Here is a 24014-nt window from a genome sequence, read left to right on the forward strand (position 1 = left end):
GGATGCCGAAGTGCGCAGAATTTGCCACTTCAAAAGCACAATATGCTGCACCACAATGAAATGACAGCATATGAAGCTTGACGCAACCGATCTGCGCATTCTGGCCGAGTTGCAGGCCGATGGCTCGCTCTCCAACGTGGAGCTGGCGCGCCGCGTGCATCTGTCGCCCTCGCCCTGCCTGGCGCGGGTGAAGGCGCTGGAGGCGGCGGGCGTGATTGCCCGCTATGTGGCGCTGGCCAATGCGGCGGCGCTGGGCCTGGGGCTGAATGTGTTCATCAACATCAGCCTGAAGACGCAGAGCAAGGAGGCGCTGGCCGACTTCGAGCGGCGCATCGCCGAGCACGACGAGGTGATGGAGTGCTACCTGATGAGCGGCGACTCCGACTACCTCATCCGCGTGGCACTGCCCGATATTGCGGCGCTGGAGCGGTTCATCCTGGAGCAGCTCACGCCGATTCCGGGCATCGAGAAGATCCGCTCCAGCTTTGCGCTCAAGCAGGTGCGCTACAAGACGGCGCTGCCGCTGCCGCACGCTCGGGGCTGATCGCCGTGTTGGTGCCTGCGCTCAGGTCCATGGCGTGGGCCAGGTCCAGCGCCTGGCCGATGTCGGCCAGCAGGTCGTCCAGGTCTTCCAGCCCCACCGACAGGCGCACCAGCCCTTCGGCAATGCCGTGGGCGGCACGCTGCTCGGGCGTGTAGGTGGAATGCGTCATGCTGGCCGGGTGCTGGGCCAGGGTTTCGGCATCGCCCAGGCTCACGGCGCGGGTGACGAGCTTCAGTGCGTCCATGAAGCGCACACCCGCCTGCAGGCCACCGCGCAGCTCAAAAGCAATCATCCCGCCCATCTGGCGCATCTGCTGCTGGGCCAGCGCGTGCTGCGCAAAGTTGGGCAGGCCGGGGTAGTGCACGGCTGCGGCAGCCGGGTGGGCAGCGATGAATTCGGCCACCTTCTGCGCGCTCTGGCAGTGGCGATCCATGCGCAGCGCCAGGGTTTTCAGGCCGCGCATCACCAGGTGGGCGTCTTGTGCTGACATCACGGCGCCGGTCATGTCTTTCAGGCCGTACAGGCGCACGCGCTGGGCCAGCTCGGCATCGGCAAACACGGCTGCGCCTGCCGTCAGGTCGCCATGGCCGCCGAGGTACTTGGTCATGGAATGCACGCTCACATCGGCACCCAGCAGCAATGGCTGCTGCAGGTAGGGCGTGCAGTAGGTGTTGTCCACCACCACCTTCACGCCCTGGGCGTGGGCCAAAGCTGATACCGCAGCGATGTCCACCAGACGCATGTTGGGGTTGGCGGGGGTTTCCAGATAGACCACGCGGGTCTTGGCGGTCAGCGCCTCGGCCACGCGGGCGGGGTCGGTCATGTCCACATGGCGTACCGTCACGCCAAAGCGGCCCAGGCCGTGGTGCAGGAACGAGAAGGTGCAGCCATAGAGCGTGAGGTCAGCCAGGATTTCGTCGCCCGGCTCCAGCATGGACCATAGCGTGGCGGTGATGGCCCCCATGCCCGAGCCGAACACCACCGCGCCCGCGCCCTCTTCCAGCGCCGCCAGTCGCCCTTCCAGCAGCGCCAGCGTGGGGTTGGCAATGCGGGTGTAGAAGTAGCCGGGTTCCTCGCCTGCAAAGCAGCGCGCGCCATAGGCCACGTCCGGGAAGGCGTAGGTGGCCGAGGTGTGGATGGGCGGCACCAGCGCGCCCTGGTGGTCGGCGGGGTTGTAGCCATGGTGGATGGCGCGGGTGCTGAAACCGGTGGCGGTGGTGTGGTCGGTGGTGCGGTCGATGGTGCGGGTCATGCTTGTCTCCTGATGGACCGACCACAGGCGGGGTGCGGGTCGGATGTGGAGATTCTTGGCCTCATCGACGGGCAAAATTTCGCCTTCTTTGCCTCAATATCAGATTCAAAGGGCAAAATTTGCCTCAAACAATCACCCTGCGAGCCACCATGCACCCCTACCCGCTCGACCCCGTAGACCGCACCCTGCTCAACGCCCTGCAGCGCGATGGCCGCGCCACCGTGGGCGACCTGGCCGAGGCGGTGTCACTTTCCACCTCACCCTGCTGGCGGCGCGTGCGGGCGCTGGAAGAAGCCGGGGTGATTGCGGGCTACCACGCCCACTTGCACCGCCAGCGCGTGGGCTGGGGCGTGCTGGGTTTTGTGCAACTGGCGCTGCACGACCACACGGCCGAGACCACCTCGGCCCTGGAGCGCGAGGTGATGGCCATGCCCCAGGTGCTGTCGTGCCACAACCTCTCGGGCCGGTACGACTACCAGCTGGAGGTGGTGGCGGCCGACCTGGAATCGTTTGCCGACTACGTGCGCACCCATGTGCGCAGCCTGCCCGGCGTGCGTGAGATTTCGACGAGCTTTTCGCTCAAGGAAGTGAAGCGCACCATGGCGCTGCCGCTGTAGCAAGCTGCGCGGCAGCCACCGCTCCAACCCTTCAGCGTTGCGGGAGTTGCAGCGCGCTGGTGGCCACACGCTTGCGCAGCTCGCGAATCAGCGCTTTGGCCCGCGCCTCGTTGGCGGGCCCCATGCGCACCAGAATTTTCTGCCCGCTCGAGAGCGATTCCAGCGCCGGATCGCCCCATTCATACCGCACCCACGGGCGCAGGTTGGGCACATCGGTGTTCACTGGCGTGAGCTTCACGCGCAGCGGGCCCTGCGGCTCGGGCGCCAGCAGCAGGTGGTCCAGCACGGCGACCAGGCGGTCGTTGAAGTACTGCTTGGGGTAGCCCAGTTCTTCGTGCGCTTGCTGAAACAGCGGGTACAGCCGCGCGTAGAGCGCCACGGCAGAATCCAGCGGCACCGCCTCGGCAAACGTCAAAAAAGCGCTGTAGCGGGCTGCGTTGGCGGCAGAGATCGTGGTGCCAGCGTCCCCTTGGTCATCCACCACAAAGCGCTGCGGCATGGGCTGCACCGGCCACATGCGCGAGGGTGCATGGGCGCGGGCCAGGTTGTCCACGGTGGCGACCACACGGCGAACGAAGCCATCGCTCACCAAAAACGACGCCAGTTTGTCGCGGCCTAGCAGTTCGGCCAGCAGGGCCGTGACCCGTTGGTCAGACTCGGCCAGCGCAGGCAAGGCAGGGTCTGCCGGTGCCAGGGCGTCCACAGGATTCTGGGGGCCAGATGCCTCGTGCATGGGCGGCGGGGCCACAGGCGCCTCTGGCGCTGCAGCCACAGGGGGCGGCACCACGGTGGCCTGTTCAGGGCGCAGCCAGTACCACCAGGCAGCTGCCGCCGCTACCGCGCAGGCCAGCGCGGCCGCAATGACCTGGGGTGTGGACGATGCGCGCTCCGGCGCGGGGCGGAACTCGGGGGTTTCGTGATCGGGCATCAGGTCTCCTCAGGTCAAAACAGGAACAACCCTTGTCCGAGTGGCTGAGGCGCCAGGCGCTCCCCGCCCCTACCGCAGTGGGGCTTGCTGAATTGGAAACCCGCTGGGTGAGGCGCCGGTAACGCGATGTAGACCGCGCCCCGCTCGCCCCAGGGCTAGAACGCCATCGGCGTGGTCGAAAGGGACTCCAGCCACGCCACCGTGGCCGCCAGTTCGGATGGCCGGATCTCGTGTGCGCTGGGAAACTCGTGGTACGCCACCGACACAGGCAGCGTAGCCATGTGGTGCGCGATGGCCTGGGCGTGGGCCAGCGGGATCACGTTGTCGTAGGTGCCATGGCTCAGCCACAGTCGCTTGCCGTGCAGTGCATCTGCAGGCGCCGTCAGGGGCACCACCTGTTGCAACAGGCGGCTGTGCCACACCAGCGCAGCGTGCATCAACGCTGGCTGCGTCAGCAGCAGCGACAGCGCCATGATGCCGCCCTGGCTGAAGCCGCCCACCACCACCCGCTCAGGCGGAATGCCCAGTTGTTCGCTGGCGGCTTGAACCGTCTGCGCCACCAGGGCGCGGCTTTGTGCCTCTTGCGCTTCGTTGATGGTGCGCTCGCCATTGGGCTCGATGGAGAAATCAAACCACGCATGCGAACCCGGCCCCATGCGAAACGGCGCCCGCAGGCTCAGCACATGAAAGCGGTCTGGTATCTGGGGCGCCAGGCTGAACAGGTCTTGCTCGTTGCTGCCCACGCCGTGCATCAGCACCAGCAACCAGGGATGGGGCGTAGTGGCGGTGGCGGGGCGTTGCAAAAAGGTCAGTGGCAAATCAAGCATATCCAGTCACCTTGGGCGGGTTGAAAAGTTGGGCGCCAGCACCCGCCAGGCGGGCACTTGGTGCGGGAACCAGGGATGGTAGTCAGTGCACCGGGTGCAGCGAGAAGGCATCCATGGCCAGCATGCTGTACATCACTTCGCGGCTCAGATAGTTTGCCCGCAAATCGTCGCCTGCCGCGCCCAGCGCAAAGAAGATAGGCAGGAAATGGTCGTCCGTGGGGTGGGCGCGGGCGGCGTGCGGGGCCTGGCTGCGGTAGTTGAGCAAGGCTTTCAGGTCGCCCCGTGCCAAAGCGTCTTCAATCCAGCGGCTGAACTCCAGCACATACGGGGCGGGCTCGCGCGCACCGCCAAAGAATTCCGCCAGGTTGTGCGTCATGCTGCCAGAGCCCACCACCAGCACGCCCTGGCTGCGCAGGCTGCGCAAGGCAGCGCCCATGGCATACACCTCTGCCGGGCCTGCGCCCACAGGCAGCGCCACCTGCACCACGGGCACATCGGCCTGCGGCAGCAAGTGCATCATGGGCACCCAGGCGCCATGGTCAAAGGGCCGAGCTGCATCGCCCTGCGCGGCAATGCCCGCAGCGCCCAGCAACTCCAGCACTTCAGACGCCAACGCAGGCGAGCCTGGGGCCGGGTACTGCAACTGGTACAGCGCGGGCGGAAAGCCGCCAAAGTCGTGCCACGTAGCGGGCTGCGCACCCGCCATCACCAGGGGTGATCGCGCCATCCAGTGGGGCGACATCACCACCACGCCGCGCAGCCCCGGAAACTGCGCCTTCAGCTCCTGGCCCCAGCGGGTCAGCGCCGGGCCGGTTTCACCGGCCTCCAGCGCAAACAAGGGGGCACCGTGCGACACGAACAGTGCAGGCACGGCTGCAGAAGCAGGGGTAGAAAGAGCGGAAGAATGCGTGGACATGGAACACCTCTTGTGAGTATTCGTACTGTAGAAGAGATCGTCCCGCCGAAAAAGCCGCCGAACAAGGACGGATTGTTCCGCCCATGCTGCGAATCAACCCTCTTCGTGGCACCCCAGCGGTGGTAACCGCCGCGCGGTGTGCGCGGGCCGCTCAATCCCCGCTGCACACCCGCCCCCGCAGCGCTTTGGTCTCGCCCCGCTGGCTCTTGCCGGCCAGGCGGCGCTGCTGCGCACCGTATGTGGGCTTGGTGGGGCGGCGCACGGGCGGCGGTGCAGCCACCGATTGCACCAACGCGTTGAGCCGGGCCATGGCGTCAGCCAGGTTCTGCTCCTGGCTGCGAAACTGCTGGGCCTTGATCACCACCACCCCGTCTTGCGTGATGCGTGAATCGTGCAAGGCCAGAAGGCGCTCTTTCACCGCCTCTGGCAACGCAGAGGCCCGCACATCAAAGCGCAGATGCACTGCGCTTGATACCTTGTTGACGTTCTGCCCACCCGGCCCCTGCGCACGCACGGCGCACCACTCCACCTCTTCAGGCTGAATGGGGCGAACCAACGGGGCAGTAGACATAGGGCGGTGATGATGGTGCAAGCAAGGCTGAGCGCGGCTTCTTCTAGAAACACAAGAAACACGCGGCACCAGAATACCGCGCCTTTTTGCCGCGCCGCTTGCACAGGCCGCAAAAAAGCGCCCTGCCCCAAAGAGGCAAGGCGCTGGGAAGGCGCTTCGGCGGTGACGACGCACGAAGCGCGAGGGGAATGGTGCGCAGCCAGGGCCGCAGGGGCCCTTAACGTTCAGCGCCAGTCACGGTCACCGTGGTGGCGGTGGTGGCGATGCCCGCGATGGCCTTCACGGTAATAGTGGCCGGGGGGCGGCGCGTAGTACACCGCTGGGGGGGGCGCGTAGTACACGCGGGGTGGCGGTGGCGCGTAATAAATGGGGCGCGGCGCCACGTACACCGGCGGGGGAGCCACATACACGGGGTAACCGTAGCCGTTGCTAACGCCCACCGACACGCCAGGCGAATTCACGCCAATCGACCAATTGACATCACGCGCCTGGGCAGCACCGGCGCCAGTCAGCAGCGCCAGTGCCACGCCGGCCGCTGCGGCCATGGCTTGGATAGAACGGGTTTTCGTCATGGAAATCTCCTTTTTGAGGGGAGGCGGCCCACGGGCGGGGTTGGCCTCTGCCGTGCATAACGCACCAGGTGCCCAAAAGGATGGCACAAAACCGCCGCAATATTGTTTCTGGACGTACACGCGCCAGCGGCACCTGTGCCATTTGCCACGTAAGCGCCGCCTAAAATGGGCGAATGAGTACCCCCACCCCCGCCAACACACAACCTGCAGCCACCGCTGCAGCCCCCGAAGCCGTCAAGCCCAGCAACTTTCTGCGCCAGATCATCGAATCTGATCTGGAAAAAGGCACCTACGCCACCCGCCGCTGGGCAGGCAGCCCCGGCGACGCCGCCCACCACGCCAAGGGCGAGCCCGACCCCGCCAAGATCCGCACCCGCTTCCCGCCCGAGCCCAACGGCTACCTGCACGTGGGCCATGCCAAGAGCATCTGCATCAACTTTGGCCTGGCGCGTGACTACGGCGGCGTGTGCCACCTGCGCTTTGACGACACCAACCCCGAAAAAGAAGACACCGAATACGTCAACAGCATCATCGACGCGGTGAAATGGCTCGGTTTTGACTGGGCCCAGCTCGGCCAGGCCCCCGGCAGCGCCGCGCCCTACCAGGCTAGCGACTACTTCGACTTCATGTATCGCGCGGCGGAATACCTGATTGAAGCCGGCCACGCCTACGTGGACGAGCAAACACCCGAAGAAATGCGCGTGAACCGGGGCGACTTTGGCAAGCCCGGCGTCAACAGCCCCTTCCGCACCCGCACCCCGGCAGAAAACCTGGCGCGCTTTCGCGAAATGAAGGGTGGCAAGCTGGCCGACGGCGCAGCCGTGCTGCGCGCCAAGATCGACATGGCCTCGCCGAACATCAACATGCGCGACCCGGCCATCTACCGCATTCGCCGCGCCACGCACCACAACACGGGCGACACATGGTGCATTTACCCCATGTACACCTTTGCGCACCCCATTGAAGATGCGCTGGAGCAAATCACCCACTCGTTCTGCACGCTGGAATTTGAAGACCAGCGCCCTTTCTACGACTGGCTGATGGACCGCCTTTGCGAAGGTGGCCTGCTGGCCGCCCCCGCCCCCAAGCAGTACGAATTTGCGCGCCTGAACCTCACCTACGTCATCACCAGCAAGCGCAAGCTGGCCCAACTGGTTCAGGAGGGCAAAGTCAACGGCTGGGACGACCCCCGCATGCCCACCATCGTTGGCCTGCGCCGCCGTGGCTACACCCCCGCCGCCATCCAGATGTTTGCCGAGCGCATTGGCGTCACCAAGTCCGACAGCTGGATCGACTACAGCACCCTGGAAGGCTGCCTGCGCGAAGACCTGGAAGCCAAGGCCCACCGCGGCATGGCCGTGCTCGACCCCGTCAAGCTCGTGCTGACCAACTGGGACGAAGTGATGGGCCCCGGCCACCTGGAGCCCTGCCAACTGCCCGCCCTGCCCCACCCACCAGAAGGAACAGAATCGCCAATCCGCCACTTCACCATCGGCAAGGAAGTGTGGATTGAGCGCGAAGACTTCGCCGAAGTGCCGCCCAAGGGCTACAAGCGCCTTTATCCGCCCCGGCCAGGGGCGGACGGTCAAATGCTGCCCGGCAACACTGTGCGCCTGAAGGGCGGCTACGTCATTGAATGCACAGGCTGCACTAAAGATGCAGATGGAAACATCACCGAAGTGCTGGCCACCGTGGTGCCCGACACCAAGAGCGGCACCCCCGGCGCCGACACCGTGAAGGTGAAAGCCGCCATCACCTGGGTGGGCGTGGCCGACGGCGTGAACGCCGAAGTGCGCATGTACGACCGCCTGTTCAGCGACGCCCACCCCGACGCGGGCGGTAAAAACTTTTTGGAGAGCCTGAACCCGAACAGCCTGAAGGTGGTGACCGCCATCGTGGAGCCGTCACTCGCCAACGCCAAGCCGGACGACAAGTTCCAGTTTGAGCGGCATGGGTACTTTGTGGCGGACCGGGTGGACCACCGGGCGGAGAAGCCGGTGTTTAACTTGGCGGTGGGGTTGAAGGATTCGTGGGGGAAGTAATGCAATCGAACGCAGCGGTAGCGCCAGCAGTTAACGCGATGTGTCCGCTGGAGCAGCTTATTTGTGGTTCAGCCACCGCAACAAGCACGGCTATAGAGGACGAATCAATTCTGGTTCTTAAGGGAATCAGCAAATTGATTACTTCTTACTACGATTTCTCATTGGAATATAAACAAGATTTATCAAGGCTTCAGTCCTCATATTTCTTACCTGTTTCACTGCGAAGCCTCATGGAGACCACTGCTATCGGGCTACTTGCACGCATTGACCCATTAAGGGTCTTGCTCTCTAGCAAATCACAAAACAGTGCAGCCTACAACAAGGCGATGCCTCAAGCAGCCGCTCTCAAATGGAAGGGCGACGTTATGGGGGAAGCTGAAAAATCCTCTGCTACGCCAGCCAATAGCACAGCAGGAGCGGCAACAAAGAGTTTATGGGACCCTAGCTTGAGTAGCTCAAAACTTCCTAGACATCTTTTCTCCGGACAAATGTGCGAGGCTTTTTGGGAACCCGCTGCAAAAAATTTGGCCAATCTGCCGAACGCGATTTCGTCAACGTGGCTGGCGGAACTACAAAGCGAGACGCCTAAGGACCTCATTAAGAAGCTCATTGGCGAGGGTAATCAAATTTACAGTGAACTTTCAAAGGGCATACACCCAGAATTTGCTGTAAATCGCGAGTCAGAATACGACAGCCCAACACTGCAAACCTATTTGGAAAGAGCATTTAAATGGACTTCGTCCTTAGGACTGCTATCGCACTGCTCTGCATCTTTTTCAACCAGACTACAGTTTGAGCACTGCCTCAATCATCTCAAGACAATTGAGGAAATAGCAAGATGAACATAGAACAAATAGAAGAACAAGGACAACTCGTTCTTGCAGCAGAAGAGTGCTCTCCGGAACTTTTTTATGTTCTTCACAAATTCTCAGCATTTGAAGAACGCATCGTTCGGACTTTAATTGCACATGGGCCGGTCCTTTTACGCGGGGGGCGAGGGAGTGGGAAAAGCACATTAATGCGAGAAGCGGCGAACCGCCTCAATGGAAAAGAATCAACTGCTTTTGGCATTTATTTGAGTTTGCGTTACCTACCCTTACTGCGAGAGTCGGGGCCAACTTACGAGCGCTTCTTTTGTCAGCTGTTGACTGAAACAATAAACGCGGCTTTGGTGGATCAAGGGATAGACGATATAAATTTTCCAAGTGTCGAACATGGCGGAGAGTTACAAAGGGCGCTATCCAATCTTGCCAACATGGTGAACAAAAGAATTGTTCTCCTCTTCGATGATGCAGCTCACTTAGGTCGCGAATCAGCTTCAACGGAATTTTTTGATCTTTTTCGCTCTATATCAAGCCGCAATGTGTCTTGCAAAGCCTCCATATATCCGGGAGTAACAAATTTTGGTAAACGCTTCGATGTTTATAACGATGCAACGGTTATTGATGTTTCACGCGAAGAAGGCGCAGAAGCATTAGCGCAATTTTTCAGTTCCGTGATGGAGGCGAGATATCCGACTTTACCTGCAAAGTTCACATCTAGCCTTAGAAAAAACGAAGTTGCAGCTTTCTTAGGGAAAGCTGTTCTTGGAAACATGCGTGCTTTTGTTTTCGCATGCAACAAGCTGAGCCAATTTGAAAGCTCAATCGGTTTACCCGAATTAACCAAATGCCTTATTGAACTTTGCGCAGGCTACTTCTGGCCGTTGCTGGAAGAAGTACAACCAAAGCTGGGACGATATGAACCACTAGTAGAGCCAAGCAAATCACTCGCCGTTGCAATATTTAAAGTTTGCGGCGATGCTCGATCCCCGTCAGTAATAATTCATCGCGATTTTTGCCAACACTACGCCAAGCCGCTGGAAATCCTTGAATATGCGGGTTTTATCTTGAAGCGCGAGGCATCTAGAGCTTTGAAGAAAGGTGGTCGAGGTCCACGCTATGCGGTCAATCTGGCAAACCTTTTGGAAACAACGCCAGGTGCACGGCTAACTCAAGACCTTTTCAGTAAATGGCTTGAAACAGATCGCGACGATGTCGCGGAAATTCAAAGGTCTAGTGGTGCGTTCGAAGGAATTGAAATGCCCAGTCTTTTGGAAAACAGAGACTTGGGAATTTTAGATAGCCCCGTCTCCGCGATTGCGAAATCTCCAGCTTATCCTTATGGCCTTACACCTAAGCGTCTAGAAGTACTTGAAAGCGCAGGTTACAAGACCATCGGCGATGTAGTGGACGCTAGCGATGCGGAACTGACGGCATTACCATGGATTAAAGAGGCAACCCTCCCAAAAATCAGGGCTGTGCTCGCACAGGCAATTTGGATGTGAGCGAGGACATAAAGGAGTCAGATCTTGATTTTGCCTTTATTAGTGATCGAGATCATCCGCAAGCAATAAGTCACAAGCGCTCTATTTCATGGAAGATCAACATAAATGGCGAAATTTCTTTCGACAACCGGCACCAACTACCACCTTGAAGAACTGATCAAAGGCGCGTCAGACCGCTTGATCCTGATCAGCCCTTTCCTCAAGCTCAACGACCGGATGAAGGAGCTGCTGGCCGATAAAAACCGCCTGAAGATCGATGTCCGTATCGTCTATGGCAAAAGCGAGTTGCAGCCGCAAGAGATTGAATGGCTGCGCGGTCTGACCTACATCCGCACCAGCTTTTGCAAGAACTTGCATGCCAAGTGCTACATGAATGAAGAGATGTGCATCATCACCAGCCTGAATCTGTACGAGTTCAGCCAGGTGAACAACAACGAGATGGGCATCCTGATTCAGCGCAGCGAGGACGGTCAGCTCTACAAAGACGCTTATGAAGAGGCGCAGCGCATCATTCGCATCAGCGATGAGGTGCGGATATCGTTGGAACGAGTGACCAGTGATAGCGATGCAAATGGCAAAGACGACGATAAAAGTGCGACCGATGCGCCAACAGACAAGCTCACGTCCTCCAAGATTGGACAAAAGCTGGGGCTGAAAACGGCGCAGTTTTTGGATCGCGCAACAGAGCTGGGCTATCTGGCTGCCGATGGCGACAAACACACCATCACGCCCAAGGGCGAAAAAGCGGGCGTGGAGTTTGTTGCCAAATCGCGCTTCGGCCCGTACTTCTTGTGGCCGCAAGACTTCCATCTGGTCTGACCATGTCGCCGCAGTCCATCATCCATTTCTGGTTCACCGAACTCACCCCCCAGCAGCACTTCGCCAAAGACACTGCATTGGACGAATCCATCCGCACCCGCTTCGGCCCCACGCTAGAGGTCGCGGCCCGTTGTGAGCTGTTCGCCTGGCGCGCCACGCCCGAAGGCCGGTTGGCAGAAATCCTGGTACTGGACCAGTTCTCGCGCAATGTGTACCGCGACACCGCCCGCGCCTTTGCGCAGGACGCGCTGGCCCTTGCGCTGACGCAAGAGCTGGTGGCCAGCGGGCAGGACCGCCTCCTGCCCACGGCGCAGCGCGTGTTTGCCTACATGCCGTACATGCACAGCGAATCGGCGCTGATCCACGAGCAAGCCCTTGCGCTGTTTGCGCAGCCGGGCATGGAAAACAACCTGGACTTTGAGCGCCGCCACAAGGCCATCATTGACCGCTTTGGGCGTTACCCGCACCGCAACGCAGTGCTGGGCCGCACCTCCACGCCCGAAGAACTGGCTTTCTTGAGCGAACCGGGCTCTTCGTTCTAGATTGACGGCGGCAGATTTGCTACGCTTTTGGTAGCTGCCTGCGCTCTATCCATAAGCGCCAGAAGCCAATTTGGCACATAACTGAACTGCTCCGGTAAACTGCAGCCCATGCGCCCCTCCCAAGCCCTGAGCCAGCACCGTGAAGCCGTCTGCCTTGCTGCAGCGCGCTACCGCGTGGCCAACCCACGGGTGTTTGGTTCGGCCCTGCACGGCAATGACCGCGAAGGAAGCGATCTGGATTTGTTGGTAGACCCACTGCCGGGAGCCACCTTGTTCGATCTGGGTGGCCTGCAAGACGAACTGCAGGAGCTGCTCGGCGTATCGGTGGATGTGCTCACGCTCCAAGACCTGCCCGCCAAGTTCCGCGATATCGTTGCGCAAGAAGCGCGCCCTGTATGACCTTGAAGACGTCGAACAGGTTGCCAGACTACCTGGACCCCATGCGGCAGGCCATTGCCGATGCACAGACTTTCACCGAAGGCATGGCCCCAGCGGACTTCATGCAAGACAGGCGCACCCAGCAAGCGGTGGTGAGGAGCCTCATCGTGCTGGGCGAGGCGGCGACCAAGGTGATGGACCAATTCCCGGACTTTGCCGCCAGCCATGCTGAGATTCCCTGGCGCAATATGCGGGGGATGCGAAACCGCATTGCGCACGGCTACTTCGATATCAACCTTGAAGTGGTTTGGGGTACTGTCCAAACCGCACTGCCTGCATTAAAAAGCCAGTTGGATGCATTGCAGCCGAGCTGAATAGTGGGTTGCCGCCTCTGCCAACGCGACGGCAGTCAGCGGCTGAAGGCCAATTTCAATCAAGGCAATCCAGCACTGTTAACGCCCATCCATCCATGAAAACTTCGTTCACCCCCACCTTTGTCCATGTGCCGCCCGGCCCGCTGGCGGGGCCGTTGCAGTTGCTGCCGGTCAATTCCGAGGTGGTGGCAGTGCACACCGCCACCGGGGCGCATGTGGGTTCGCTCAAACAGGTGGGCGGGGTGTGGAAGTTCAAGGCCATGGGCTACGACGCTGCCGGGCGCATGGAGCCGGGCCACGGCCCGCTGACGAACCAGCACAACATGGCGTTTGCCGCGCCCGATGCGGCCGAGGTGAGTGCGCGGTTGCTGGGGGCGCTGGCGGGCAAATCTGGCGCGGGGTCTTGACGGTTTAAAGCTCTCGGCACACTTCAAGGCGCCGGGGGTTGTGGGCGTGCAGTGAGTGGCCTACGCACCGGGCGCGGCTGGCGCTGAAGTGAATAGGCAAGGCCTCTCCTTGTCGTTCAGCACAGCCCTGAAATTGCTCTCATATCTATAGCTGGTAGCGCTTACTAGCTGAGCGCTACAGGCCTTTTTGCTTTAAACATCTGGTTGCTCAACCTGCGTACGCGTGGCCAGCAGCGCACCTGTGCTGGCGGGCTGGTGTGCGCTCTGCGCTTGCCTTCATGGCCGCCCGAAAGAAGGCCACGTGTTCCACATCGACTTCACGGCTTGAACCGTTCGGCGAAGGAAAGATGGATACAACCTCCGCACCTGCTTACAATGTTAACAAAATGTAATTTGATACGGATTGCCGTAGCGGTTGCATGGCAGCAGCGCAAGTGTGAGAGGTGTTTAGCCTCCGACTTTCTACGCTACCTAAATGATAGCGCCCAGCGCTTTCTGCACAAGCCCTAGAAGGCTTTAAAGCATTGGGATTGCTCCACTTGATGCGGCCGGGAATTGCTGGGCAGGCCGCAGACCATCGCGTTAGCAAGGAGAACGACGTGGCACGCACTTATTCACGGTCGGTGGGGCGCAGCAGGCGGCAAGAGCGGGCGCGGGGTGCGCTGCGGGAAAAGGGCTGGGCGGCGTGTGTGCTGGGTGTGGCGCTGCTGACGGTGTTCCCGCTGGTCGCTGGCAACACCACCTTCGGCACCGCCGTCAGCCAAGGGCTGCGCCCGGTGGGGTGGACGGCCTTGGGCCTGGGGGTGGTGCTGCTGGCCCTGCACTATGCGCTGAAGGGCAAAGAATCAAAACTGCGCGCGGTGCCCCCCGCCAACTCGCGCCCGGCAGCGCAAAAGCGCAACGGGCGCGCCACCCTGCAAACGGCCAACAGCGTTGCCAGCCACCCTGCTGCCGATGCCCGCAACACGGCGCAACGCACCGAGCCCACGCTGACCGACACAGCTGCCCCCACTACAACCCCGGCCGGACCCGCGGTGGCATGGAACATGGAAGTGTTTGCCGCAATTGAGTGGCGCCGCTTTGAAGCGGTGTGCGAGGCGCTGTTTGCGCAGGCGGGGTTTGAGACACACGCCCAATCGCACGGGGCCGATGGCGGCGTGGACATTTGGCTGCACAGCCGCAACAGCCCGGGCCCGGCGGCGGTGGTGCAATGCAAGCACTGGCAGAGCAAACCCGTGGGGGTGCGCGAGCTGCGCGAGTTTTATGGGGTGATGGCATCGCACAAGCTCAAGCGCGGCACGTTTGCCACCACGTCCACCTACACACCCGAGGCCCTGGCGTTTGCGCGGGCCAACAGCATCCACACGCTGGACGGCGCCGGGCTGCTGCAACTCATCAGCCGCCGCACGCCTGCGCAGCAGCAGGAACTGCTGCAAGTGGCTTATGAGGGAGAGTATTGGCGCCCCACCTGTGCCAGCTGCGGCACCAAGATGGTGGAGCGCAGCCGCAGCAGCGATGGTGGCCTGTTCTGGGGCTGCACCAACTACCCGCGCTGCAAGCGCACGCTGCCCAAGGCCACCGGCGGTTAGCTATTGATTTCATAGCTGGTAGCGCTTGATGGACAAGCGCTACAGCCGATTTTGATTCAAAACTATCGCAGCACAAATTCCATCACCGCGCAGACGGCGGCCACCTGCGCGGCGGTGCATTCCTCGGGTGTGGTGCGGGCGCTGTCGGGGTAGACCTCGGTGGTGGTGGTGTAGCGCGCGCCGGTCACGCTGGCACACAAGCCCAAGGCCTGCAAGGGGTAGGCAATGATGCCGGGCGCCAGCACGGGCGAGCCGATGATCTGCTGGCGCTCGTCTGCCGGGGCGATGTGGGTTACGGCGGCCACAGCCTGCAGCACGGCTTGCTGGAAGGCGGGTTGCAGGTTTTCGGTGTCGTCTACCAGGTAGAAGCCGTCGGGAATGGTGCCGGGCTGAAATGCCTTGCCGTCCCGCGCGGCGAGTGCGGGGCGGTATTCAGATTCGTCGGTGTCGGTGGTTTCGTGCAGGTCAATGTGCGCGGCGAACTGCCCGCGCAGGGGCGCAACCAGGGCCATGAGCGCAGCGGATTCCTGCACCGTGGTGCCGGGGCGGAAGCTGCGGTTGGGGTCGATGGCGTCGTGGTTCCAGCGCTGGATACGCTCCCACCCCCAGGGGCTGACGCAGGGGGCCACCAGCCAGTTCACGCGGCCTGCGTAGCGTTCGCCATGCTCATCCACAAAACGCAAGGCGCCCAGCACGCCGCTGGTTTCATAACCATGCACGCCGCCCGTGACCAGCACCGTGGGCAGACCTGCTACCCACTGGCGGGGGCGAATGGCGTGCACGGGGTAGCGGTCATCGCCGTAGGCCACTTCGCCGTAGCGGCTGATGTCGAACCGGTTGCGCAGGCCTTCCACCACCGCCAGCACATCGTCGGCATAGCTGCGTTGGCGCACTTGCCGCGCGCGCCACTGGGCTTGCTCGGCAGGCCCCCAGGCCTGGCCAGGGGTGCCGATGGGGTAGGACGACGGGGGGAAAGCCGAGGGGCTGGCGGTGCTGGGTGCAGTCATGGGATTGGGGTTTGCATTCAATCGAGTAACCAGGCGGTGCGGTAGCACGGCAAGGCGAACGAACGCGGTTATACGTTGGAAGGCAAAGCCGTATGAAGGCCACGGTGGCCAGGCCGGTGTGGTCACCGGCCCATTGCCGGGGCACTTATTTTGCAGTGCCTGGCGCCCTGTCCCAGCGGCATCAGGGCGTTACTTGAGCCACTTGTCTGCGGCTTGCTTGATGGCGCCACGGCTTTCAATCAAACCCCACACAAAGCCCATCACGCGGGTGTAGTCCGCGTCATCCGTGGGCACCATGAAGCCCAGGTAGTTCTTGGGGGTGAGGGGTGCATCCACAAACGCGGCGTGCAGGCGCGTGTCCACGCGGGCGTAGTGCAGGGCTTCGTAGGTTTCGGTAATCATCACGTCGCCCTTGCCTTCGGCGATCAGCGCGGGGATTTCGGCGTTCTTGTCGTGCGTGCTCACCTGGGCAGCCTTCAGATTGGCCAGCACATAGGTTTCGTTGGTGCCACCGGGGTTCTTGATGACGCGCACGCCGGGCTGGTTCATGGCGTCCACGCTGGTGAACTTGGCCTTGTCTGCAGCGCGCACCAGGGCCACTTTGCCGAAGGGTGCGTAGCCGGGCAGCATGTCGAACAGGCGCATGCGGTTCACGTTACGGGTGATGCCGCCCACGGCCACGTCAAACTTGTCGCCCTGCAGGTCTTTGAACAGGTTGGGCCATGAGGTGGGCACGTATTCAATCTTCACGCCCAGTTCTTTGGCCATGGTTTCGATCACGTCAATGTCGTGGCCCGAATAGCCGCCATCGGTCTTGATGGCAAACGGCCGGTAGTCGCCCGGCGTGCCCACGCGGATGACCTTGGTCTCCATGATCTTGTCGAGCCGGGGGCCCGCCACGGCTGCCTGGGTGAACGACAAGGTAGCCACCACGGCAGCAGCGGCCACTGCCAGGAATTTGTTGGGGGTCATTTCAAAAAGCTCCAAAAGGGTGAACATGCAAGCAGAACCAGCGGCACACGGTATGCCAAAGCAAAGGGGGTGCCAATGCGTAGAAACCATTTGCATGCTTATCAATGCAGCGCCGTATAGCCCAGGTGCATATGAGCGATTAGTTTTAACAAATGGCCATTCGTCATCGATTGAAATATCCTTCATGCACTGTTGAGCAAGACACCCGTTTCAGAAGGAGAGAACCATGAGCAACGAAGCCAAATGCCCTTTCACCGGCGCGCAAGCCAGCGTACAAGGCGCGAAGACTGCTACCGCCCGCCAGACCAACCGCGACTGGTGGCCCAACCAACTGAACCTGGGCATCCTGCACCAGCACGCCCCCGCATCCAACCCGCTGGGCGAAGACTTTGACTACGCCGCCGCTTTTGAAAAGCTGGACTACGCAGCCCTCAAAGCCGACCTGAAGGCGCTGATGACCGACTCGCAAGACTGGTGGCCCGCCGACTGGGGCCACTACGGCGGCCTGTTCATTCGCATGGCCTGGCACAGCGCCGGCACCTACCGCACCAGCGATGGCCGTGGCGGCGCAGGCACTGGCAACCAGCGTTTTGCCCCGCTGAACAGCTGGCCCGACAACGGCAACCTGGACAAGGCCCGCCGCCTGCTGTGGCCCATCAAGCAAAAGTACGGCAATGCCATCTCGTGGGCCGACCTGATGATCCTGGCGGGCAACGTGGCGCTCGAATCCATGGGCTTCAAGACCTTCGGCTTTGCCGGTGGCCGTGCCGACATCTGGCAGCCCGAAGAAGACATCTACTGGGGTTCGGAAGCCGAATGGCTGGCCACCAGCGACAAGCCGAACAGCCGCTACAGCGGCGAGCGCGACCTGGAACCCCCCCTGGCCGCCGTGCAGATGGGCCTGATCTACGTGAACCCCGAAGGCCCGGACGGCAAGCCCGACCCCGTGGCCAGCGGCCGCGATGTGCGCGAAACCTTTGCCCGCATGGCGATGAACGACGAAGAAACCGTGGCCCTGGTGGCCGGCGGCCACACCTTCGGCAAGGCCCACGGCGCGGGCGACCCCAAGCTGGTCGGCCCGGAGCCCGAAGCCGCCCCGCTGGAAGCGCAGGGCCTGGGCTGGATCAACCAGTTTGGTACCGGCAAGGGCGTGCACACCACCACCAGCGGCATTGAAGGCGCCTGGAAGCCCAACCCCACCACCTGGGACAACGGCTACTTCGACATGCTGTTTGGCTACGAGTGGGAGCTGACCAAGAGCCCATCCGGCGCGCACCAGTGGGTGGCCAAGGACGTGAAGCCCGAGCACATGATCCCAGACGCGCACGACCCCAGCAAGAAGCACCCGCCCATGATGACCACGGCCGACCTCTCGCTGCGCATGGACCCAGCGTACGAGAAGATTGCCCGCCGCTTCCACCAGAACCCCGCCGAGTTTGCCGACGCCTTCGCCCGCGCCTGGTTCAAGCTGACCCACCGCGACATGGGCCCCAAGGCCTTGTACAAGGGCCCTGAAGTACCGGCCGAAGACCTCATCTGGCAAGACCCGCTGCCTGCGGTGGACCACGCACTGATCGACGCCAAGGATGCGGCCGAACTCAAGGCCCAGGTGCTGGCATCGGGCCTGACGGTGGCCGAGCTGGTGTCTACCGCCTGGGCCTCGGCATCCACCTTCCGTGGGTCGGACAAGCGCGGCGGTGCCAACGGTGCACGCATCCGCCTGGCACCGCAAAAGGACTGGGAAGCCAACCAGCCCGCCCAGCTGGCCAAGGTGCTGGGCGTGCTCGAAGGCATCCAGGCTGCATTCAATGCTGCACAAACCGGTGGCAAGAAGGTATCCCTGGCCGACCTGATCGTGCTGGCGGGCAACGCTGGTGTGGAAGCCGCTGCCCAGGCCGCAGGCCAGTCGGTGCAAGTGCCCTTCACCCCCGGCCGCACCGACGCCAGCCAGGCGCAGACCGATGTGGAATCGTTCGCCGTGCTGGAGCCCGTGGCTGATGGCTTCCGCAACTACCAGAAGAAGACGTACAGCGTGCCCGCCGAGGCCTTGCTCATCGACAAGGCCCAGTTGCTGACCCTGAGCGCGCCCGAAATGAGCGTGCTGGTTGCAGGCCTGCGCGTCATCGGCACCAACGTGGGTGGCACACAGCACGGAGTGTTCACCCAGCGTGCCGGGCAGTTGACGAACGACTTCTTCACCAACCTGCTGGACATGGGCACCGCCTGGAGCCCCGCATCGCCCGCCAACGAGGTGTATGAAGGCCGCGACCGCAAGACCGGCGCCGTGAAGTGGACAGGCACCCGCGTGGACCTGGTGTTCGGCTCCAACTCCCAACTGCGCGCCATTGCCGAGGTGTATGCCCAGGCAGATGCACAAGCCAAATTTGTGCGCGACTTTGTGGCCGCGTGGACCAAGGTGATGAACCTGGACCGCTTCGATGTAGCGTGACGCACTTTCCCCCCCTCTCTCACATCGCTCCACGGCACGGGCGGAGGGGGCCACTCGGCGCGCCATGCCCCCCGGCCGCACACCGTGGCGGTCGGGGGCTGGCGCCAAAGGCCACAGCAAGGGGGCGCCGAATCTTCCCGCACAGTCCGCCAGTCCCACGCCATCAAGCCCTGCCCCCACCGCGGGGCTTTTTTGTGCCAGTCACATCACTTTTTGCGCCCCGTGGGGCCCGACCGTTTCCGCGAGATAGCGGCAGATGCTGAAATGGCCCAATTCTCGAACTTGGCAAAAATCAACAAACGCATCGAAAAATCACCATCTTCTATAAATAGCTATCTACTTTCGCCATTTTCTTGACCGGTGCACCACACCTCAAAGCCCTTCAAAACGCGTTTTCCTCCACTACACTCCGGCCCCGACCTGTCCACCCAGGCTGACGCTGAGGCCCTGGGCAGTGTTTTTTTGCGCATTGCCGGAGAACCCGATGTCCTCACCTCACCCGCAGCCAGCGTCCCTCGCGCGCCGCAGCCTTGATGCTGTGTGGCACCCCTGCACACAAATGGCGCGGGCCGAGCACCTGCCGCCGCTGGCCATCGCCCGGGGCAATGGCCCCTGGCTGGAAGACACGGCAGGGCAACGCTACTTTGACGCCAACAGCTCCTGGTGGGTCAACCTGTTCGGCCACAGTGATGCTGGCGTGCACAACGCCATCCGCGAGCAGCTGGGCACCCTGCCCCACGTGATGCTGGCCGGCTGCACCCACGAGCCCGCCGTGCGCCTGGCCGAGCGCCTGGGTGCACGCACTGGCGGCGCCCTGGGCCACGCCTTCTTCGCATCCGACGGTGCCAGCGCGGTCGAGATTGCACTCAAGCAGAGCTTCCACAGCTGGCGCAACCTGGGGCAAGCGCAGCGGCGCGAGTTTGTGTGTCTGCAAAACGGCTACCACGGCGAAACCATCGGTGCGCTGGCCGTGACCGACGTGGCCGTGTTCCGCGATGCGTACGACCCGCTGCTGATGCGTGCCCACACCGTCGAATCACCCGATGAGCGCCGGGGCAACGAGGCCGCCGCCCTGGCCGCGATGCGCGCGCTGCTGGCCGAGCGCGCCGAGCACATCGCCGCCGTCATCGTCGAGCCCCTGGTGCAGGGCGCAGCCGGCATGGTCATGCACGGGCCGGGCTACCTGCGCGGTCTGCGCGCCCTCACCCGCGAGTTCGGCGTGCACCTGATTGCCGACGAAATCGCCGTGGGCTGCGGGCGCACCGGCACCTTCTTCGCCTGGGAGCAGACCGAGCCCACCGGACCAGCCGACTGGCCCGACTTCATCCTGCTGTCCAAGGGCATCACCGCCGGTACCCTGCCGCTTTCGCTGGTGCTGAGCAGCGAAGCCGTCTACCGGGCCTTCTGGAGCGAAGACGTGGGGCGGGGCTTTTTGCACTCGCACTCGTACACCGGCAACGCCCTGGCCTGCGCCGCCGCCAACGCCGTGCTCGACCGCTTTGATGCGGGCCAGGCAGAGCGCGTGCGCGTGCAGGCCGCCTGCCTGGCCACCCACTGCGCGCCGCTGGCCACCCACCCGCGCGTGCGCCACTGGCGCCAGCGCGGCCTGATCCTGGCGTTTGACGTGGCCGAAGCCGGCGCTGGCTTCAGCGAGCGCTTTCACCTGGCGGCACGCCGCCACGGCCTGCTGATCCGCCCCATCGGCGCCACCGTCTACCTGATGCCGCCCTACCTGATCGACGACGAAAGCGCCGCTTTCCTGGCCCGTGCCGTGGCCGCCGCCCTCGACGACGTCACCGCCAAGGACTGAGCCATGCTGCTTGACCACCTGAACCACCAGCTTGCGGCCATCGCCGCACGCCACCAGACCCGCAGCCTGCGCATGGCCCACAGCCCCACCGGACCGCGCCAGAGGGTGCGCGATGCGCAGGCCAGCCCGGGGGATGAGCGGGAGTTGCTCATGTTCTGCTCCAACGACTACCTGGGCCTGGCCGGCCACCCCGCGCTGGCCCAGGCCCTGGCCGAGGGTGCCGCGCACTGGGCTGGCGGCTCGGGCGCGTCGCACCTCATCAGCGGCCACACCGCCGCCCACGAGGCGCTGGAGGCCACGCTGGCCGGCTGGTACGCGCCCCACATCCCGCAGGCCCGGTGCCTCACCTTCAGCACGGGCTACATGGCCAACCTGGCCGTGACCACCGCGTTGGGCGACGCCGAGGCCGAGTTCTTCTCAGACGCGCTCAACCACGCCTCGCTGATCGACGGCATGCGCCTGGCCAAGGCCCCCGTGCAGCGCTACCCGCACGCCGACCTCGCCACCCTGGCCGCCCAGCTCGCCGCCAGTACGGCGCGCATCAAGCTCATCGTGACCGACGGCGTCTTCAGCATGGATGGCGACATCGCCCCGCTGCCCGCGCTGCTGCGCCTGGCCGAGGCCCATGACGCCTGGCTGGTGGTGGACGACGCCCACGGCTTTGGCGTGCTGGGCGAGCGCGGGCGCGGTGTGCTGGAACACTTTGGCCTGTGCAGCGAACGGCTGATCCTGGTCGGCACCCTGGGCAAGGCGGCCGGCCTGGCCGGGGCTTTCGTCGTGGCGCACGCCACCATCGCGCAGTACCTGCTGCAGGCCGCACGCACCTACATCTTCACCACCGCCTCGCTGCCCGCCGTGGCCCACGCCTTGTGCACCAGCCTGGCGCTGATCGAGGGAGCCGAAGGCCAGGCACGGCGCCAGCAACTGCAAGCATTGCAGGCCCGGCTGCGCGCCGGCGTGCAGGCGCTCATGGCGCGCCGACCTGACTTGGGCTGGCGGCTGGCCGATTCCGACACCCCCGTGCAACCGCTGATCGTGGGCGACAACGCCGCCGTGATGGCGCTGGCCGCGCGGCTTGATGCGGCGGGCCTGCGCGTTCCCGGCATCCGCCCGCCCACCGTGCCCGAAGGTGAGGCACGCCTGCGCATCACCCTGTGTGCGAGCCACACCGAGGCCGATGTGGACGCGCTGCTGCATGCGCTGCAAAACACCCTGACAAGCGACCTGGAGACCGCCACACCATGACCCGTGCCTTCTTTGTCACCGGCACCGACACCGAGATCGGCAAGACCACCATCACCGCCGCGCTCACGCACTGGGCAGCCCAGGCCGGGCGGCGCAGCGTGGCTGTCAAGCCCGTGGCGGCCGGCCAGGAGGCCGTGAGCGGCCCCGCAGGACTGCACTGGGTCAATGAGGATGTGGCCCGCCTGCAAGCGGCCAGTAACCTCCCCGACCTGAGCGATGCCGATGTGGGCCCACTGCAGCTGCGCACCCCCTGCGCGCCGCACATCGCCGCCGCACTGGAGGGGGTGAGCATCGACCGCACCGCTCTGCTGAGCGCAGTGCGCGCCACGCTGGCGCGGGCGGAGGTCGGCTTTGTGGAAGGCGTGGGCGGCTTCTGCGTGCCGCTCACCGCCGACTGGGACACCGCCGACCTCGCCGCCGAGCTGGCCTTGCCCGTGGTGCTGGTGGTGGGCCTGCGCCTGGGCTGCATCAACCACGCCCTGCTCACCGCCCAGGCGATTCGTGCGCGCGGGCTGGCGCTGGCCGGCTGGGTGGGCAACACCGTGGACGCCACCCAACCCCACCAGGCCGACAACCTGACGGCGCTGGCCGACCGGCTGAACGCCCCCTGCTGGGGCGTGGTACCACGCCTGGGCGGCTCTGCGCCGGGCGCGGCAGACGTGGCAAGCCACCTGAACACCGCCGAGCTGCACACGGCCTTGCTGGCCTGAGCCATTCGAAAATTCACAAAATTTGGCTCTAGCGCTTATCCACAAGCGCAAGCAGCTATCAAAACAGAAGCAAGCCTTTCTCCCGCCACCCCTTCCGTTGCGGTATGGTCGCGGGTTTTCTCACTGCACCACACACCATGAACTTTGCCAGCCGCCTCCAGCAACTGCCTTCCATCGCCCACCTTTCCGCCCTGCATGTGTTGGGCGCCGACAACCAACCTACCGCCACGCTAGAAAACAAGCCCGGTCAAGCGGGTTCGCTGGCCGTGTACCACGCGCTGGCTGCCCTGTATGGCGGCCGCATCACCCCTGCTGCCGCCAGCCTGGGCCTGGAGTGGTATGCCGAACACACGGCCGACGCCCACGCCAACCCCGGCAAGCACCCCAACATTGATCGCCTGGTGCAGTGGGCGCAAGGCAGCACCAGCTACGAAGTGCGCCTGCAGGCTGCCGCGTAAAACCATCCCTTTCGCAACGCGATGTAAATGTTATGCAGCCACGCGGCTGCGCCATTTACAGCGCCAGGGGCACAGATCATGATGGGCGCCCATTCTTCGTTGCCTGCATCCCTTGTTCTGGAGCCCCCATGCCCGCCAACTCGTCTGCCCCCGGCACCGTCACGCTGCACCGCGTTCTGCGCGCACCGCCTGAGCGCTTGTACCGCGCCTTTCTGGACCCCGACGCCATGGCCAAATGGCTACCGCCGCACGGTTTCACCGGCCGCGTGCTCGAGCTGGATGCGCGCGTAGGCGGGCGCTACCGCATGCAGTTTTGCAACCTTGCCACCGGACAAGTGCACGCGTTTGGGGGGGAGTACCTGGAACTGGTGCCCCATGAGCGCATCGTCCACACCGACCGGTTTGACAACGCCCACTTGCCCGGCGAGATGCGTACCACCGTCACCTTCAAGCCCGTCTCCGTGGGCACCGAGCTGAAGGTAGTGCAAGAAGGCATTCCGGCCATGATTCCTGCCGAGGCCTGCTACCTGGGGTGGCAGGAGTCGCTGCTGCTGCTCGCCCAACCGGCCGAGGCCGCCATACCGGACTAATGCGGGGGTTGTGCCGGCCCTGGCCCGCGCTCATCCATTCGCTCCTCTTTTGATAGCTGTCGGCGCTTA

General features: G+C 63.3%; 25 protein-coding genes. 17 read left to right on the forward strand and 8 right to left on the reverse strand.

Features of this window, described 5'->3' with window-relative positions; all coding sequences use genetic code 11:
* The first annotated feature begins 70 nt into the window (after nucleotides 1-70).
* Nucleotides 71-544: an Lrp/AsnC family transcriptional regulator gene (locus PQV96_RS12090; protein ID WP_044401012.1), complete on the forward strand. Its 474-nt coding sequence runs from the start codon at nucleotides 71-73 to the stop codon at nucleotides 542-544.
* Here the strand turns inward: PQV96_RS12090 and PQV96_RS12095 are convergent.
* A complete protein-coding gene (locus PQV96_RS12095) occupies nucleotides 492-1796 on the reverse strand; it encodes a methionine gamma-lyase (RefSeq protein WP_273623065.1) in 1305 nt (434 codons plus the stop codon). The two genes, PQV96_RS12090 and PQV96_RS12095, sit on opposite strands and share 53 nt — an antisense overlap.
* A gap of 149 nt (nucleotides 1797-1945) precedes the next feature.
* On the opposite strand from PQV96_RS12095, the gene PQV96_RS12100 reads away from it, so the two are divergent.
* Nucleotides 1946-2413 carry an Lrp/AsnC family transcriptional regulator gene (locus PQV96_RS12100; RefSeq protein WP_044401006.1) on the forward strand — a complete coding sequence of 156 codons (468 nt, stop codon included), beginning with the start codon at nucleotides 1946-1948 and terminating at the stop codon, nucleotides 2411-2413.
* Between the two features lie 31 nt (nucleotides 2414-2444).
* Here PQV96_RS12100 and PQV96_RS12105 read toward each other — a convergent pair whose 3' ends face one another.
* From PQV96_RS12105 to PQV96_RS12125, 5 genes are all read right to left on the reverse strand, one after another.
* A complete protein-coding gene (locus PQV96_RS12105) occupies nucleotides 2445-3341 on the reverse strand; it encodes a DUF3014 domain-containing protein (RefSeq protein WP_273623066.1) in 897 nt (298 codons plus the stop codon).
* Nucleotides 3342-3496: 155 nt separating this feature from the next.
* Nucleotides 3497-4168, reverse strand: coding sequence for an alpha/beta hydrolase (locus tag PQV96_RS12110; RefSeq protein WP_273623067.1), 672 nt, complete (start codon nucleotides 4166-4168; stop codon nucleotides 3497-3499).
* An 82-nt stretch (nucleotides 4169-4250) separates the two neighbouring features.
* Entirely contained in the window at nucleotides 4251-5084 is an 834-nt protein-coding gene (locus tag PQV96_RS12115; protein ID WP_273623068.1) for a DODA-type extradiol aromatic ring-opening family dioxygenase, read from the reverse strand.
* Between the two features lie 151 nt (nucleotides 5085-5235).
* Nucleotides 5236-5655 (reverse strand): alternative ribosome rescue aminoacyl-tRNA hydrolase ArfB, encoded by a 420-nt coding sequence (arfB, locus tag PQV96_RS12120; RefSeq protein WP_273623069.1) that lies wholly within the window; start codon nucleotides 5653-5655, stop codon nucleotides 5236-5238.
* Between the two features lie 224 nt (nucleotides 5656-5879).
* Complete coding sequence (locus PQV96_RS12125; protein WP_273623070.1) at nucleotides 5880-6227, reverse strand: hypothetical protein; 348 nt, start codon at nucleotides 6225-6227, stop codon at nucleotides 5880-5882.
* A gap of 173 nt (nucleotides 6228-6400) precedes the next feature.
* Between PQV96_RS12125 and PQV96_RS12130 the strand changes: the two genes are divergently transcribed.
* The 9 genes from PQV96_RS12130 (at nucleotide 6401) to PQV96_RS12170 (ending at nucleotide 14704) form a co-directional block, all read left to right on the forward strand.
* Entirely contained in the window at nucleotides 6401-8269 is a 1869-nt protein-coding gene (locus tag PQV96_RS12130) for a glutamine--tRNA ligase/YqeY domain fusion protein (RefSeq protein WP_273623071.1), read from the forward strand.
* The gene (locus tag PQV96_RS12135; protein WP_207373028.1) at nucleotides 8269-9111 is read left to right on the forward strand and encodes a hypothetical protein; all 843 of its coding nucleotides are present in this window, start codon (nucleotides 8269-8271) and stop codon (nucleotides 9109-9111) included. Before PQV96_RS12130 ends, PQV96_RS12135 begins: the two co-directional genes overlap by 1 nt.
* Nucleotides 9108-10595 (forward strand): AAA family ATPase, encoded by a 1488-nt coding sequence (locus tag PQV96_RS12140; protein WP_207373029.1) that lies wholly within the window; start codon nucleotides 9108-9110, stop codon nucleotides 10593-10595. The genes PQV96_RS12135 and PQV96_RS12140 overlap by 4 nt, the downstream gene beginning before the upstream one ends.
* Nucleotides 10596-10700: 105 nt before the next feature.
* A complete protein-coding gene (locus PQV96_RS12145) occupies nucleotides 10701-11414 on the forward strand; it encodes a phospholipase D family protein (RefSeq protein WP_207373030.1) in 714 nt (237 codons plus the stop codon).
* Nucleotides 11415-11416: 2 nt separating this feature from the next.
* The gene (locus tag PQV96_RS12150) at nucleotides 11417-11956 is read left to right on the forward strand and encodes a DUF924 family protein (protein WP_207373031.1); all 540 of its coding nucleotides are present in this window, start codon (nucleotides 11417-11419) and stop codon (nucleotides 11954-11956) included.
* Between the two features lie 108 nt (nucleotides 11957-12064).
* Nucleotides 12065-12355, forward strand: a complete 291-nt coding sequence (locus tag PQV96_RS12155; protein ID WP_273623072.1) for a nucleotidyltransferase family protein — start codon at nucleotides 12065-12067, stop codon at nucleotides 12353-12355.
* Nucleotides 12352-12708 (forward strand): HepT-like ribonuclease domain-containing protein, encoded by a 357-nt coding sequence (locus PQV96_RS12160; RefSeq protein WP_273623073.1) that lies wholly within the window; start codon nucleotides 12352-12354, stop codon nucleotides 12706-12708. Before PQV96_RS12155 ends, PQV96_RS12160 begins: the two co-directional genes overlap by 4 nt.
* Before the next feature lie 95 nt (nucleotides 12709-12803).
* Entirely contained in the window at nucleotides 12804-13115 is a 312-nt protein-coding gene (locus tag PQV96_RS12165; RefSeq protein WP_066690325.1) for a hypothetical protein, read from the forward strand.
* A gap of 599 nt (nucleotides 13116-13714) precedes the next feature.
* Nucleotides 13715-14704: a restriction endonuclease gene (locus PQV96_RS12170; protein WP_273623074.1), complete on the forward strand. Its 990-nt coding sequence runs from the start codon at nucleotides 13715-13717 to the stop codon at nucleotides 14702-14704.
* Between the two features lie 62 nt (nucleotides 14705-14766).
* Here PQV96_RS12170 and PQV96_RS12175 read toward each other — a convergent pair whose 3' ends face one another.
* Together PQV96_RS12175 and PQV96_RS12180 are read right to left on the reverse strand one after the other, a co-directional pair.
* Nucleotides 14767-15711 carry a M14 family metallopeptidase gene (locus tag PQV96_RS12175; protein ID WP_066690331.1) on the reverse strand — a complete coding sequence of 315 codons (945 nt, stop codon included), beginning with the start codon at nucleotides 15709-15711 and terminating at the stop codon, nucleotides 14767-14769.
* A gap of 189 nt (nucleotides 15712-15900) precedes the next feature.
* The gene (locus PQV96_RS12180; protein ID WP_207373034.1) at nucleotides 15901-16683 is read right to left on the reverse strand and encodes a transporter substrate-binding domain-containing protein; all 783 of its coding nucleotides are present in this window, start codon (nucleotides 16681-16683) and stop codon (nucleotides 15901-15903) included.
* Nucleotides 16684-16909: 226 nt separating this feature from the next.
* Here PQV96_RS12180 and katG point away from each other — a divergent pair, with 226 nt between their 5' ends.
* From katG to PQV96_RS12210, 6 genes are all read left to right on the forward strand, one after another.
* Nucleotides 16910-19132 carry a catalase/peroxidase HPI gene (katG, locus tag PQV96_RS12185; RefSeq protein ID WP_273623075.1) on the forward strand — a complete coding sequence of 741 codons (2223 nt, stop codon included), beginning with the start codon at nucleotides 16910-16912 and terminating at the stop codon, nucleotides 19130-19132.
* A 484-nt stretch (nucleotides 19133-19616) separates the two neighbouring features.
* The gene (gene bioA / locus PQV96_RS12190) at nucleotides 19617-20942 is read left to right on the forward strand and encodes an adenosylmethionine--8-amino-7-oxononanoate transaminase (protein WP_198847491.1); all 1326 of its coding nucleotides are present in this window, start codon (nucleotides 19617-19619) and stop codon (nucleotides 20940-20942) included.
* Nucleotides 20943-20945: 3 nt separating this feature from the next.
* Entirely contained in the window at nucleotides 20946-22187 is a 1242-nt protein-coding gene (bioF, locus tag PQV96_RS12195) for an 8-amino-7-oxononanoate synthase (RefSeq protein ID WP_198847490.1), read from the forward strand.
* Nucleotides 22184-22897 (forward strand): dethiobiotin synthase, encoded by a 714-nt coding sequence (gene bioD, locus PQV96_RS12200; RefSeq protein ID WP_198847489.1) that lies wholly within the window; start codon nucleotides 22184-22186, stop codon nucleotides 22895-22897. Before bioF ends, bioD begins: the two co-directional genes overlap by 4 nt.
* A gap of 137 nt (nucleotides 22898-23034) precedes the next feature.
* Nucleotides 23035-23355, forward strand: a complete 321-nt coding sequence (locus PQV96_RS12205) for a DUF2322 family protein (protein WP_198847488.1) — start codon at nucleotides 23035-23037, stop codon at nucleotides 23353-23355.
* 128 nt (nucleotides 23356-23483) lie between these two features.
* The gene (locus PQV96_RS12210; RefSeq protein WP_273623076.1) at nucleotides 23484-23945 is read left to right on the forward strand and encodes an SRPBCC family protein; all 462 of its coding nucleotides are present in this window, start codon (nucleotides 23484-23486) and stop codon (nucleotides 23943-23945) included.
* Nucleotides 23946-24014 lie beyond the last annotated feature (69 nt).

The sequence above is a fragment of the Acidovorax temperans genome, from assembly GCF_028596105.1.
In the GTDB taxonomy this organism is placed as follows: Bacteria; Pseudomonadota; Gammaproteobacteria; order Burkholderiales; family Burkholderiaceae_C; genus Acidovorax; species Acidovorax temperans.